The 13,830-nt window shown below is 67.2% G+C and carries 12 protein-coding genes; 7 read left to right on the forward strand and 5 right to left on the reverse strand.

Annotation, left to right across the window (positions count from 1 at the left end; translation table 11 throughout):
* Positions 1-5 precede the first annotated feature (5 nt).
* Positions 6-1,616, forward strand: a complete 1,611-nt coding sequence (locus tag AO501_RS31630; protein ID WP_055581513.1) for a DHA2 family efflux MFS transporter permease subunit — start codon at positions 6-8, stop codon at positions 1,614-1,616.
* Here AO501_RS31630 and AO501_RS31635 read toward each other — a convergent pair.
* Both AO501_RS31635 and AO501_RS31640 read right to left on the reverse strand, forming a co-directional pair.
* Positions 1,613-3,727, reverse strand: a complete 2,115-nt coding sequence (locus tag AO501_RS31635; protein WP_055581514.1) for a S9 family peptidase — start codon at positions 3,725-3,727, stop codon at positions 1,613-1,615. The two genes, AO501_RS31630 and AO501_RS31635, sit on opposite strands and share 4 nt — an antisense overlap.
* Positions 3,724-4,611, reverse strand: a complete 888-nt coding sequence (locus AO501_RS31640; RefSeq protein ID WP_055581515.1) for a phosphoribosylaminoimidazolesuccinocarboxamide synthase — start codon at positions 4,609-4,611, stop codon at positions 3,724-3,726. The genes AO501_RS31635 and AO501_RS31640 overlap by 4 nt, the downstream gene beginning before the upstream one ends.
* Positions 4,612-4,672: 61 nt before the next feature.
* Between AO501_RS31640 and AO501_RS31645 the strand changes: the two genes are divergently transcribed.
* Complete coding sequence (locus AO501_RS31645) at positions 4,673-5,290, forward strand: hypothetical protein (RefSeq protein WP_055581516.1); 618 nt, start codon at positions 4,673-4,675, stop codon at positions 5,288-5,290.
* 13 nt (positions 5,291-5,303) lie between these two features.
* Here the strand turns inward: AO501_RS31645 and AO501_RS31650 are convergent, their stop codons facing one another.
* Together AO501_RS31650 and purB are read right to left on the reverse strand one after the other, a co-directional pair.
* A complete protein-coding gene (locus AO501_RS31650; protein WP_197419992.1) occupies positions 5,304-6,563 on the reverse strand; it encodes a cytochrome P450 in 1,260 nt (419 codons plus the stop codon).
* Positions 6,539-7,957, reverse strand: a complete 1,419-nt coding sequence (gene purB / locus AO501_RS31655) for an adenylosuccinate lyase (protein WP_055581543.1) — start codon at positions 7,955-7,957, stop codon at positions 6,539-6,541. Before purB ends, AO501_RS31650 begins: the two co-directional genes overlap by 25 nt.
* Positions 7,958-8,066: 109 nt before the next feature.
* Here purB and AO501_RS31660 point away from each other — a divergent pair, with 109 nt between their 5' ends.
* On the forward strand, positions 8,067-8,825 hold the full coding sequence (locus tag AO501_RS31660; protein ID WP_055581518.1) for a DUF429 domain-containing protein: 759 nt from the start codon (positions 8,067-8,069) through the stop codon (positions 8,823-8,825).
* On the opposite strand, the gene AO501_RS31665 is transcribed toward AO501_RS31660, so the two are convergent.
* Positions 8,768-9,430 (reverse strand): TetR/AcrR family transcriptional regulator, encoded by a 663-nt coding sequence (locus AO501_RS31665; RefSeq protein WP_055581519.1) that lies wholly within the window; start codon positions 9,428-9,430, stop codon positions 8,768-8,770. The genes AO501_RS31660 and AO501_RS31665 overlap by 58 nt on opposite strands.
* Positions 9,431-9,485: 55 nt before the next feature.
* On the opposite strand from AO501_RS31665, the gene AO501_RS31670 reads away from it, so the two are divergent.
* The 4 genes from AO501_RS31670 to AO501_RS31685 form a co-directional block, all read left to right on the forward strand.
* Positions 9,486-10,397, forward strand: coding sequence for an esterase (locus AO501_RS31670; protein ID WP_055581520.1), 912 nt, complete (start codon positions 9,486-9,488; stop codon positions 10,395-10,397).
* A gap of 79 nt (positions 10,398-10,476) precedes the next feature.
* Positions 10,477-12,060 (forward strand): gamma-glutamyltransferase, encoded by a 1,584-nt coding sequence (gene ggt / locus AO501_RS31675; RefSeq protein ID WP_055581521.1) that lies wholly within the window; start codon positions 10,477-10,479, stop codon positions 12,058-12,060.
* Positions 12,061-12,153: 93 nt separating this feature from the next.
* Positions 12,154-12,447 carry a DUF732 domain-containing protein gene (locus AO501_RS36565; protein WP_231752677.1) on the forward strand — a complete coding sequence of 98 codons (294 nt, stop codon included), beginning with the start codon at positions 12,154-12,156 and terminating at the stop codon, positions 12,445-12,447.
* A gap of 236 nt (positions 12,448-12,683) precedes the next feature.
* The coding region (locus AO501_RS31685; RefSeq protein ID WP_082658958.1) for a serine/threonine-protein kinase at positions 12,684-13,830 on the forward strand (1,147 nt) is incomplete at its 3' end.

Here is a 13,830-nt window from a genome sequence, read left to right on the forward strand (position 1 = left end):
TAGATATGCTCAGCAACGCCATGGATAAGGCGCCATCCGCACCGGCCGACGCCGCGTTGCCCACCACCCCGACCGGAGACGCAACGGGAGAGTCGACCGCGCCCGGCTATCCCGACAAGCTCGACGCGGCCACCCTCCGCGTCGCCGGGGTGTGCATCCTGGCCTCGGTGATGATGTCGGTGGACACCACCGTCGTCAGCGTCGCGCAGCGCACGTTCATCGTTCAGTTCGAATCCACCCAGACCGTCGTCGGCTGGACCATGACCGGCTACACGCTGGCCCTGGCCACCGTGATTCCGTTGGCCGGCTGGGCGGCCGACCGCTTCGGCACCAAACGCCTGTGGATGGGTTCGGTGGTGGCGTTCATGGTGGGCTCGCTGCTGTGTGCGATAGCGCCGAGCATTCTGCTGCTGAACATATTCCGGGCGGTGCAGGGGATGTGCGGCGGCATGCTGATGCCGTTGGGGTTCACGATCTTGACGCGCGTCGCGGGCCCGAAGCGGCTGGGACGTCTGATGTCGGTACTGGGTATCCCGATGCTGCTCGGCCCCATCGGGGGGCCGATCCTCGGCGGCTGGCTGATCAACGCCTTCAGTTGGCCCTGGATATTCCTGATCAATCTGCCAATCGGGTTGTGCGCGTTCATCCTTGCCAAGTTCCTGTTCCCGCGGGACGATCCGGCGCCTTCGGAGACGTTCGACGTCATCGGCGTGCTGTTGCTGTCACCCGGGCTCGCCACGTTTCTGTTCGGGGTGTCCTCAATCCCCGGCCGCGGCACACTGGCCGACCGCCAAGTGCTCATACCGGTGATCATCGGCTTGGCGCTGATCACGGCCTTCGTCCTGCATGCGTGGTACCGGGCAGATCACCCGCTCATCGACCTGCGACTGTTCCGGGTTCCAGCGGTCACCCAGGCCAATGTCACCGCATTCATCTTCTCGATCGCCTTCTTCGGGTCCATGCTGCTGCTTCCCAGCTATCTGCAGCAGGTGATGGGACAGACTCCGATGCAGTCCGGGTTGCACCTGATTCCGCAGGGACTCGGCGCCATGCTGACCATGCCGTGGGCGGGGGTCTTCATGGACCGCAAAGGGCCCGGGAAGAGCGTGCTGTTCGGCATCTCGCTCATCACGGTCGGGTTGGCCTTCTTCACCTTCGGGGTCGCCCGGCAGGCCGTTTTCTCACCCGTCCTGCTACTGGGACTGGGCATCATGGGCATGGGCATGGGTTGCACGATGATGCCGCTGTCCGGGGCGTCGGTGCAGGCACTGAACCCGCACCAGATAGCCCGCGGTTCGACGCTGATCAGCGTCAACTTCCAGGTGGGCGGCTCGATCGGGACCGCGCTGATGTCGATGGTGCTGACCAGCCAGTTCAATCGCAGTGAGAACATCACCGCGGCAAACGAATTCGTGCGCCGCAAGCAGGAGGCCGCGCGGCGCGGGGTGCCGCTGGACCCGTCCGCGGTGCCGCAGCGGACCCTGAGCCCTGACTTCGCCACCAATCTGCTGCACGATCTATCGCACGCCTACACCGTGGTGTTGGTGATCGCGGTCGCCCTGGTGGCCACCACGTTCGTCCCGGCATCGTTTCTGCCGAAAAAACCGGCCGTCTAGTCCTGCGCGGTCGTCAACAGCCACGAGTACTGGAAAGCGGTTTCCTTCCACCGTTCATAGCGGCCGCTGATTCCACCGTGTCCGGCTTTCATCTGGGTCTTCAACAACACCGGACTGCCTTGCGAACCGGCACCGTCAGTGTTCGCGTGGCGCAGCGCGGCTACCCACTTGGCGGGTTCGACGTAGTAGACCCGGGTGTCGTTCAGCGACGTCATCGCCAGGATCGCCGGATACCGCTTGGCCTCCACGTTCTCGTACGGCGAATACGACTTCATGTACGCGTAGACATCGCTGTCGGTCAACGGGTTTCCCCACTCATCCCATTCGGTGACAGTCAGCGGCAGCGAGGGATCCAGGATGGTGGTCAACGGGTCGACGAAGGGCACCTGCGCCAGGACGCCGGCGAAGAGTTCCGGCGCCATATTGGCCACCGCGCCCATCAGCAACCCACCGGCACTGCCCCCCAGCGCCACCAGTTGCCGCGGGGTGGTCAGCCCGGTGTCGACGAGATGCTGTGCCACCGCGATGAAGTCGGTGAAGGTGTTCTTCTTTTCCAGCAGCTTGCCGTGCTCGTACCACAATCGGCCCATCTCACCGCCGCCGCGGACATGGGCGATGACGAACACCATGCCGCGGTCCAGCAATGAAAGCCGGGCAATCGAGAACCGCGGGTCCTCGCAGATCTCGTAAGCGCCGTAGCCGTAAACCAGTGCCGGAGCTGGAAATTCGATGCCTGCCCGATGGACGATCGAGATCGGCACCCGGGTGCCGTCTGCCGTCAGCGCCCAGTCGCGGCGCTCGACGTAATCCTCACGGCGGTAACCGCCCAACACCGGTTGTTCTTTGAGCAGGGTGCGTTCCCCGGTGGCCAGGTCGAGGTCGTAGATCCGCGCCGGTGTGACGAATGACCCGGCTCCCACCCGCAGCCTGGGTGAGCGCCAGTTCGGGTTGGCCCCCAGCCCGGCCGACATCAGTTCGGAGTCGAACGCGATCTCCTGCGGCTCATCGTAACTGCCGTCGGAGCCGAACGGCCACAACTGGATTCGCGGCAGCGCTGCCCGGCGATAGCTGACCACCAGGTGGTCGGCGAAGGCGTCCACGCCGTCGAGACGCACATCGTCGCGGTGCGGGATGAGGGTGCTCTGCCGGGTCGGGTCGGCGACGGGCGCCTCGACCAGGGTGAAGTTCACCGCGTCCTCGTTGTGCAGGATCAGGAACCTGTCCTGCCCACCCACCACGGCGTGCTCCACCGAGTACTCGACGCCCTCGCGCCGCGGCAACACGACGGTGAACTCGGCGTCGGGTTCGGCCGCGTCCGCGTAGCGCACCTCCGAGGTGACCGACGACCCGGCCGCGATCAGCACATAGGCGTTGCTGCGGGTGCGGCCCACGCCCACCCAGAACCGTTCGTCGGGTTCGTGATAGACCCGCTCGGACGGTCCGCCCGAACCGAGCCGGTAACGCCACACCGTGTCGGGACGCCAGGCCTCGTCGACGGTGCTGTAGTAGACGGTGCGATTGTCGGCCGCCCAGGTAGCACCCGCGCCGATATCGGCGATCTCGTCGGGATATACCTCGCCGGTGCGTAAGTCCTTGAATCGCAGGGTGTATCGTTCGTCGCCCTTGACGTCGACGGAGTAGGCCAGCAGATTGGCGTCGAGGCTGACACTGGCGGCACCCAGTGCGAAGAAATCGTGACCGTCGGCTTCGATGTTCTCGTCGAGGAGGACCTGCTCGCCGGGAATCTCGGTGTGCTCGTCGAACTGCGGGGGTGTCCAGTCGTCGGGATCGCTGACCGGGCAGCGGCAATGGACACCGTACTGCTTGCCTTCGAAAGTCCGGGCGTAGTACCACCAGTCGCCGCGCCGGGTCGGGACCGACAGGTCGGTTTCCTTGGTGCGCGACTTGATCTCGTCAAAGATCTGCTGCCGCAAGGACTCCAGGTGGGCGGTGCTCTGGTCGGCATACTCGTTCTCGGCTTCGAGGTAGCCGATGACCTCAGGGCTGTCCTTGTCCCGCAGCCACTCGTACGGGTCGATGAAGACATCGCCGTGGAATTCGCGGCGTTTCTCTACCCGTTTGGCGACGGGCGGCACCGGCGCGTCGGTCATGCACCGATCCAGTCTTCGAAACGCAGGCCCGAAATCCGTTCGTAGGCTTCGATGTAACGGCCGCGGGTGGCTGCGATGATGTCGTCCGGCAGCGGCGGCGGCGGTTCGGTGCCATGTCGGTCCCAGCCCGACTCGGGGCTGGTGAGCCAGTTACGGACGAACTGCTTGTCGAAGCTGTTCTGCACCACGCCGGGCCGGTACTCATCGGCCGGCCAGTACCGCGAGGAGTCGGGGGTGAAGATCTCGTCGGCCAACAGCAGATTGCCGTTGCGGTCGGTGCCGAACTCGAACTTGGTGTCCGCGATGATGATTCCTCGCGTCAACGCGTGGTCGGCGGCCTGCACGTAGATCTGCAGCGTGCGGTCCCGCAGTTCGTTGGCCGCCACGGCGCCCACCAGTTCGATCACCCGGTCGAACGGGATGTTCTCGTCATGGCTGCCCAGCTCCGCCTTGGTGGCCGGGGTGAACAACGGCTCGCTGAACTTGCTGGCTTCGACCAGCCCCGGCGGCAACGCGATACCGCAGACCTTTCCGGTGGCCTGGTAGTCCAGCAGTCCCGAGCCGGTCAGGTAGCCGCGGGCAACGCACTCCACCTCGAGCATCTCCAGCCGGTGCACCAGCAGCGCCCGGCCGAGCACCTCCTCGGGGATGCGGGGGTCGTCGGGCGGCCCGGCCAGGTGATTAGGCGCGTCCACGAGTCCGAAGAAAAAGACGCTCATCGCGGTCAGGATGCGGCCCTTGTCGGGAATCACGCTGTCCAGGATGAAGTCGTAGGCGGAGATCCGGTCGCTGGCGACCAGCAACAGGTGGTGGTCGTCGACCCGGTAGATCTCCCGAACCTTTCCACTGGCCACATGCTGGTAATCGGACAACGGGGGTCGCATCGGGTCAGCCTATCGGGCGAGCCGGCACCATTTGGGGGCGAGCTGTGCTGGTATCGGAGACATGACGAGGTACCTGCCGTACTCCACCCGGCCCTTCCGCCTGTTCGGTCAACTGATCAGCGACATCACCATTTCGCTGTGGACCGTGATCTGGGTATTCGTCGGCATCGCGGTGCACGACGCGATCGCGACGATCGCGGAGGCCGGCCGACAAGTGGAGAGCGGCTCCAAGGACCTGGCCGGCAACCTGGCGTCGGCGGGGCACGGTGCGCACAACGTTCCGTTGCTCGGTGATGCGCTCGGCAAACCGCTCGACGCGGCCAGCCAGGCGGCGCTGGACGTGGCCGGCGCTGGTCACAGCCTCGATTACACCGCGAGCTGGCTGGCCTGGGTGCTGGCGCTGGCGGTCGCGTCGCCCCCGATTCTGGCGGTGACCGTGCCGTGGCTGTTGCTGCGGTGGCGGTTCTTCCGGCGCAAGTGGGTGGTGACCGCGTTGGCGGCGACGGCGGCGGGACAGCAACTGCTGGCGCTGCGGGCATTGGCCAACCGGTCGCCGGCCAAACTCGCGGCGGTCAGTGCCGACCCGGTCGGCGGCTGGCGCCACGAGGACCCGATGGTCATCCGCGGCCTGGCCGCACTGGAACTGCGCGCCGCCGGGATCAGGTTGCGCATGCCCTGAGCCGGCGGCCTCCCTAACCCTGGTGCAGTTCCACGACCAAATGCCGGATGCCGGTGTGCCGGTTGCTGCGGGTCCACTCCGGCGGTTCCACCAGCCGGACTGCGCCGAACCGGGACAGCAACTCCTCGTAGAGCACGCGGAGCTCGAGCCGGGCCAGGTTTGCCCCGAGACAGTAGTGCACTCCCTGCCCGAAGCCCAGGTGCGGATTGGGTTTGCGGGTGATGTCGAACTGGGCCGCGCGCTCGAAGACGGCGTCGTCGCGGTTGGCGGAGCCTTCCCAGATCTGCACTTTCTGACCCGCCCCGATCGCGTGTCCCCCGAGGGTCACGTCGCGGGTGGCGGTGCGCCGCTTGGACGGTGACGGCGAAGTCCACCGGATGATCTCCTCGACCGCCGTCGGCAACAACCCGAAATCGGCTCGCAGCACGCGTAATTGGTCGGGATGCTCGGCCAGGGCCAGTAGCCCGCCCGCGACGGCGTTACGCGTGGTCTCCGCGCCGGCGCTGAAGAGCAGGCTGAAGAACAGATACACCTCGAGATCGGAGAGGGGCTGGGCGGCTTCGTCTTCGACCATGGCGTTGGCCACCACTGACAGCATGTCGTCGGTCGGCTGCGCACGCTTGGCGGCGATCAACTCCTGCCCGTAGGTGTACATCCGCGACCCGGCTTCCTCGATGGACAGCTGTGAGAGCGCCGCTTTGCGCGAGCCGCCGAAGTCGAATTGCGGCTCGATGGCCTCGAACAGCCAATGTCGTTCGCTTTCGGGCACTCCCAGCAGAATGCAGATCATCTGCATCGGCAACTCGGCGGCGATGTCGACCAGGAAGTCGAACGGCTCGCCGGGCACCACCTCGTCCACCAGGCGGCGGGCCCGGGCCCGCAGGTCGTCCTCGACGCGGCGAATCATCCGGGGCGTGAGCCCGGAGCTGACCAGTCGCCGGATCTGCGAGTGCCTCGGGTCGTCCATCATGTTGAGCACCTGACCCGCGATCGCCAGATCCTGCAGCAGTGTGCCACCGAACGGACGGGCACCACCCGTGACGGACGAGTACGTCACCGGATCACGCAGCACCTCAAGGGTTTCCGCGTGGGTGGCCACCGACCAGAACCCTTCTCCGTCGGGTGTGTTTTCGGTGGGCTCGTGCCAGAACACCGGCGCCTCGCGGCGGTGGACGGCGAACAGATCGTGCGGGAAGCCGTCGGCGAAGTTGTCCAGATCGGTGAAGTCGATACTGGTCACCGCGGCGGTCACAAGATCGCCCCCGGCGTATATTTGGCCGCCTCCGGATGGCGGCCCACCAGTTCGTCCACCAGTGCGGCCACCGCGTCGACCTGGTCGCCGGCCGCGCCGATGAAAGCCTCCTTGTCGGCCAGCGCGGCGTCGAGCGCCTTGCGGTCCAGCGGCAACCGCTCGTCGGCGGCCAACCGGTCCAACAGATCCGGCTCCGCGCCGCGTTCCCGCATGGCCAGTGCCGTGGCCACCGCGTGTTCGCGGATCACGTGGTGCGCGGATTCGCGTCCCACACCCGCACGCACCGCAGCCATCAGCACCTTGGTGGTGGCCAGGAAGGGCAGGTACCGGTCCAGTTCACGCTGGATCACCGCCGGGTAGGCCCCGAACTCGTCGAGCACCGTCAGGAATGTCTCGATCTGACCGTCGATGGCAAAGAAGCTGTCCGGCAACGCAACTCGACGCACTACCGAGCAGAAGACGTCGCCTTCGTTCCACTGCGCGCCGGCCAGCTCGGCAGCCATCGAGGCGTAACCGCGCAGCACCACCTGGAGTCCGTTGACCCGTTCGCAGCTGCGGGTGTTCATCTTGTGCGGCATCGCCGACGAACCGACCTGACCTTCGGCGAATCCCTCGGTGACCAGCTCGTGCCCGGCCATCAACCGGATGGTGTGCGCCAGCGACGACGGTCCCGCGCCCAGTTGCACCAGCGCGGACAGCACGTCGTGGTCTAGCGAACGCGGGTACACCTGACCGACGCTGTGCAATACCGTTGTGAAGCCGAGGAACTCGGCCACCTGCCGCTCGAGGGCGGCGAGCTTGCCCGCGTCGCCGCCGAGCAGGTCGAGCATGTCCTGGGCGGTGCCCATCGGCCCCTTGATGCCGCGCAGCGGGTAACGGTCGATCAGTTCCCGCAGCCGGGTCAGCGCGATCAGCGTCTCCTGTGCGGCCGAGGCGAACCGCTTGCCCAGGGTGGTGGCCTGAGCGGCGACGTTGTGGCTGCGCCCGGCCATCACCAGGTCGCGGTAGGCCACGGCCCGCTCGGCAAGCCGCGCCGCCACCGCCACCCCGTGGCCGAACACCAGTTCCAGCGACTGCCGAATCTGCAGCTGCTCGACGTTCTCCGTCAGGTCCCGGCTGGTCATGCCCTTGTGGACGTGCTCATGGCCGGCAAGGGCGTTGAATTCTTCGATACGGGCCTTGACGTCGTGGCGCAGCACTCGCTCACGCGCCGCGATGGAGGCCAGATCGACGTTGTCCAGGACCCGCTCGTAGTCGGCGATCGCTTGCTGCGGCACGTCCACTCCGAGCCCCGACTGCGCCCGTAGCACCGCGAGCCACAGCCGCCGCTCGGCTACCACCTTGGCCTCGGGCGACCAGATCGCCACCATCTCAGCGCTTGCGTACCGGTTGGCCAGCACGTTCGGAATGCTCACGAACACACAGCTTACGGTCGGGATGGGTCTGGGCCAGGAAGGACTGCCGATGCCCGACGGGGCGCCCTCCGGGCCATGATCACCGCGGCGCAAGTGACATGATGCCGCCATGTACTTCGCGGGCGTCGACCTCGCCTGGGCCGGCCGCAACCCGACCGGGATCGCGGTGGTCGATGACGACGGCGTCCTGGTCAGCGTCGGCGCGGTCCGCACCGACGCTGACGTGCTGGAAACGTTGCGTCCGTGGGTGGGCGCCGAGTGCGTGGTGGGTTTCGATGCGCCGCTGGTGGTGACCAATCCGACCGGTCAGCGTCCGGCCGAGACGGCGCTCAACCGGGATTTCCGCAGGTTCGAGGCGGGGGCGCACCCATCCAATACCGGCAAACCCGAATTTGCCGACGGAACACGTGCCGCGCGGCTGGCGGCGGCCCTGGACCTGAACCTCGACCCGTATTCACCCGCGCCGCGACGGGCCCTCGAGGTGTATCCGCACGCGGCGACGGTCGCCCTGTTCCGGCTGCCCCGCACGCTGAAGTACAAAGCCAAGCCGGGCAGGGACCTCGGGCAGCTCCGGTCGGAGTTGCTGCGGCTGATGGATCTCGTCGAGACACTGGCCGACGCGCCGGTACCACTGCACGTCGGCGACCACCCCGACTGGGTCCGGCTGCGCCACGCCGTGGTGACGGCGCAGCGCAAAAGCCACCTGCGGCGCGCGGAGGACCCCGCCGATGCCGTGGTCTGCGCCTATGTGGCGCTCTACGCGCAGCGTCGCCCCGACGACATCACCTGCTACGGCGACGCGACGAGTGGCTATATCGCGACGCCGTCGTTGTCCAAAGACGTGCTGACGATCCGCACCGGGGGTTGATCGACCGGCGCCAGTACTTCGATCAGGTCGATCACCGTCGCCATCGCCGCGGCGCGCGGGTCGCGTCCTTCCACCAGCGCGGAGACCACCGAACCGTCAACGGCGCAGATCAGGGTGCACACCAGCTCGATCTGGACCGATCTGCCCGATCGTTCGATGGCCTCGGCGACGGCCTCGGCGCGCTGCCGCAGGCTGCGCCGCATGCTTTCCCGCAGGGCGGGAAGACGGGTACAGGCGATATGGCGCTCATATCGCGATATCAGCTGCTCGGCGAGCCCCGGTCCGGATACGTCCCCCACCAACAGATCGACCAGCACGTCCGCGGTGGTCTCCGGCCCCCGGCGGCGCCGGGACAGGCCGTTGACCCGGGCCCGTAACTGCGCCACCTCGATCATCCCGATGTGCTCGACCGCGCGGGCGATCAAATCATCGAGCGACGAGAAATAGTAGGTAGTAGACGCCAGTGGCAGGCCGGCTCGCCGGGCGACCGCCCGGTGGCGTACCGCTTCGAACCCGCCTTCGCCGAGCAGCTCGGCGGCGGCGCTCACCAACGCGTACCGCCGTCGTTCTCCTTTAGGAGTAACTGCTGCTGCTGTCACGCCCACCCATGCTGCCAGCCAAAGTGGTACTGCATTGCCATTTTCGCGAAACGAACATGGCATGATTGCCCGCATGCCAGACATCAGCCGCCGCGCCGTACTGCGCCTCGGCGCTGCCGCCGCATGCGGCGCGGGCGGCGCATATGCGCTCGACGTGCTGTTTCAGCCGCGCACGTCGGGCGCCGCCCCGGTTTCCTGGACTGGGACAAACGTTCCATTGGCGCCGGCACGGCCGCTGGATCCGGCACCACCGGCGCAGGCGGCTCCGACGATGCTGACGGGCTCGTTCGTCTCGGCAGCCCGGGGCGGCATATCGACCAATTGGGCGATCGCGCGCCCGCCCGGACAGACCAAGCCGCTGCGACCGGTCATCGCGTTGCACGGAAAAGGCAACGACGCCGCCGCCGTGATGGCCGGCGGTGTCGAGCAAGGCCTGGCGCAGGCGGTCAACGCCGGGTTGCCGCCGTTTGCGGTCGTCGCCGTCGACGGCGGCGGCGGTTACTGGCACAAGCGGGCCGACGGCGACGACGCCGGGGCGATGGTGCTCAACGAGTTGATCCCGATGCTGGACAGCCACGGCCTGGACACCTCCCGGGTGGGATTTCTGGGTTGGTCGATGGGCGGCTACGGGGCGCTGCTACTCGGTGGCCGGCTCGGCGCGGGTCGTACCGCGGCGATCTGCGCGGTGAGCCCCGCGCTGTGGACGTCCTCGGGCGCGGCCGCGCCCGGTGCCTTCGACGGGCCCGACGACTATGCGGCCAACTCGGTGTGGGGGATGCCGGCCCTGGGTTCCATCCCGATCCGCATCGACTGCGGCGACAGCGACCCGTTCTATTCGGCGACCAAGCAGTTCATCGCTCAGCTACCGAATCCTCCGGCCGGCGGTTTCTCACCGGGCGGACACGACGGGGGGTTCTGGAGCTCGCAGCTGCCGGCCGAGATGACGTGGATGGCGCCGATATTGACGGCGTAGCCCCGCGGCCATCGCAAGCGCGGCGACGCCGGGCGACGCGGGTCGCCGCCATCTGCCGTCGCGTGGATACCGTCGTCATGTGAGCGCACCGTTCGACTGGCACAATCCGTACCCCTGGCCTCGCACACCCGTACTCGGTGCCAACGTCGTTTGCACCTCCCAACCGCTCGCCGCTCAGGCCGGCCTGTCGATGCTGGCCGCCGGCGGCAACGCGGTCGACGCGGCCATCGCCACCGCGATCACCCTGACGGTCGTCGAACCGGTGTCCAACGGCATCGGATCGGACGCGTTCGCGATCGTTTGGGACGGCAAGCAGCTGCACGGCCTCAACGCGTCGGGACGCTCACCCGCGGCGTGGACACCGGAATACTTTGGCGGTCAGGGTGTTCCGGCCTTCGGCTGGAATTCGGTGACGGTGCCCGGAGCCGTGTCGGGATGGGTGCAGTTGCACGAGCGGTTCGGCAGGCTGTCGTTCGACCGGCTGTTCGCGCCCGCTATCTCTTACGGCCGCAACGGCTTCCTGGTGTCTCCGATGGTGGCCTCGCAGTGGCAGGCGCAGGTTCCCGTCTTCGCATCGCAGCCTGGGTTCGCCGCCGCCTTCCTGCGGGGTGGACGAGCACCCCAAGCCGGGGAATTGGTCACTCTCCCGGACCATGCGACCACCCTGGAGAAGATCGCGTTATCCGGCGGCGAGGCGTTCTACCGAGGCGAGTTGGCCGCCAGGATCGAGGCGCACTCAACCGCCCACGGCGGCGCGATGCGGGCCAGCGACCTGGCGGCCCATCAGGCCGACTGGGTCGGCACCATCAGTGGTCAGTATCGGGGCTACACGCTGCACGAGATACCGCCCAACGGTCAGGGCATCGTCGCTCTGATCGCGCTGGGCATCCTTGAACACTTCGACATGTCCTCGTTGCCGGTCGATTCCGCCGATAGCGTCCACCTACAGATCGAGGCGTTGAAGCTGGCATTCGCGGACGCTCACGCATGTGTCGCCGACATCGACCACATGACTGTGACCACCGAACGTCTTCTGGATAAGGAGTACCTCAGTCAGCGGGCCGCGCTGATCGACCCTCGGCGCGCAACGCCCGCTTGGGCCGGAACACCCAGGGGTGGAACGGTTTATCTGACTGCCGCCGATGCGTCCGGGATGATGGTGTCGATGATCCAGTCGAACTACATGGGATTCGGCTCCGGCGTGGTGGTGCCGGACACCGGCATTGCACTGCAGAACCGGGGCGCGAATTTCGTTGCGACGCCGGGCCATCCCAATCAGATCGGTCCGGCCAAGCGTCCCTTCCACACGATCATCCCCGGCTTCGTGAGCAAAGACGGCGCACCGGTGATGAGTTTCGGGGTGATGGGCGGGCCGATGCAGCCGCAGGGTCACTTGCAGGTGCTGGTGCGCATCGCCGATCACGGCCAGAACCCGCAGGCAGCCTGCGACGGCCCGCGCTTTCGCTGGGTGGATGGCATGCAAGTGGCCTGCGAGAACGGATTTCCCACCGCGACGCTCGACGACCTGCGGCAGCGCGGGCATGATCTGCTCACCGTGGACGACTACAACGCGTTCGGTAGCTGCCAGGCGATCTGGTGTCTGGACGACGGGTATCTCGCGGCCAGCGACCCGCGGCGGGACGGGCAAGCTGCCGCGTTCTGATTCGCCGGCCCTACCATCGATTGCCCCCGCGCCGGCGCAACCGCCCTCCCCGGCACCGGTTCCCGCCGCTCCTCGCGCGGCGCACCTGCCGCCGTGTCCGCTCCGGCTGCGCCGAAAGTCAAAACACCCGCTCCCACGCCGCCGGCAGTGGTCGTTCGCGACCAGACGTTCGTCAACCAGCTCTCCAACATTCCCGGCCTCACCGCCACCGACCCGGCGACGGCCGCCGCAACGGGTCGCGCCATCTGCAAGAGCCTGAAGAACGGGGGGACCCGCAATGAGTCCGTGCAGGCCAGTGTGAACGGCAACAGTGGCTTCACGCCCGCACAGGCCGCGGCCGGTGTCAACGCCGCCATCGGCGTCTATTGCCCGCAATATCCGCATTAGGTCGTCTAATGCGTTGAGCCGTTTCGTCTCTCGCGGAGCCCGGTCCGATCCCGCAGCGCGCAGGCCACCGTCGCCCCGGCAGCCCCAAGGTGAACTAAAGGTAAACTCATAGGAAACTAAGCGTGACTGCATGGTGAATCGGCGGGTAATATCGGATCGGCAATGCGGGCTGACGCGGATGCTGCGTCGGCATTCCTGTAACGGATGGTGCGATGATTGGCTCGATTCCCTCCGGCATGGGCTTGAGTGCCGGAGATGTGTTCGCCGGGTACACAATTGACCGGTTGTTGGGGTCTGGGGGTATGGGCGAGGTGTATCTCGCCCAGCATCCACGGCTGCCGCGCCGGGAGGCGTTGAAGATCCTCAACGACGACATCTGCGCCGACCCAGCCTACTGGCAGCGGTTCATCAAAGAAGCCGATCTGGCTGCGGCGCTGTGGCATCCGAACATCGTGCGCATCAACGACCGAGGCGAATCCGACGGGCAACTGTGGATCGCGATGGACTTCGTCGACGGCACCGACGTCGCCAGCCTGCTCCGCGAACAGTATCCGGCCGGCATGCCCGTCGATCAGGTCGACCTGATCATCGATGCGATCGCCGCCGCACTCGATTACGCCCACCACCACCATGACGTGCTGCACCGCGATGTCGGGCCGGCCAACATCCTGCTCGCCGCCCCGGGCACCGACGAACAACGAATCCTGCTGGGCGACTTCGGTATCGCCCGCACCATCGGCGACACCGGCGGGCTGACCGCGACCAACATGATGATCGGCACCTTCCCCTACGCCGCGCCCGAACAACTCACCGACGAACCCATCGACGGCCGCGCCGACCAATACGCCCTGGCCGCCACCGCCTACCACCTGCTGACCGGCGCCCCGCTGTTCCCCCACGCCAACCCCGCCGTCGTCATCAGCCGCCACCTCAACACTCCACCGCCGGCACTGGCCGAAACCCGCCCCACACTGGCCGCCTTCGACCCCGTCTTCGCCACCGCCCTGGCCAAAGACCCCACCGACCGATACACCCGATGCAGCGACTTCGCCCACGCGTTCAGCCGCGCCGCCCACACCCTGACCCCGGCCACCAACTCAGCACGCACCATGCCCAGACCCCTGGCCGTCAGAACACCCACCACGACAACCCCACCACCCGCGACACCAGCACGGCGACGCCGGCGCATCTTCGCCGCTGCCGCAACGGCAGTAGCTCTCACCGGCGTCGCCGCCAGTGACTACCAGATCGACGACAGATCCGAGGTCGCCGCACCGGCCGCGTCAGCCGCTTCGGTGCAACCTCGGCTGGCGGCCGAGAACTATCCCGGACGGCCGCGGGTCGGAGACGTCATCGTCGGCTCCGAAGCCGACGGCGTCCTGC

Origin of the sequence: Mycobacterium gordonae (genome assembly GCF_001417955.2) — a bacterium.
Lineage (GTDB): Bacteria > Actinomycetota > Actinomycetes > Mycobacteriales > Mycobacteriaceae > Mycobacterium > Mycobacterium gordonae_B.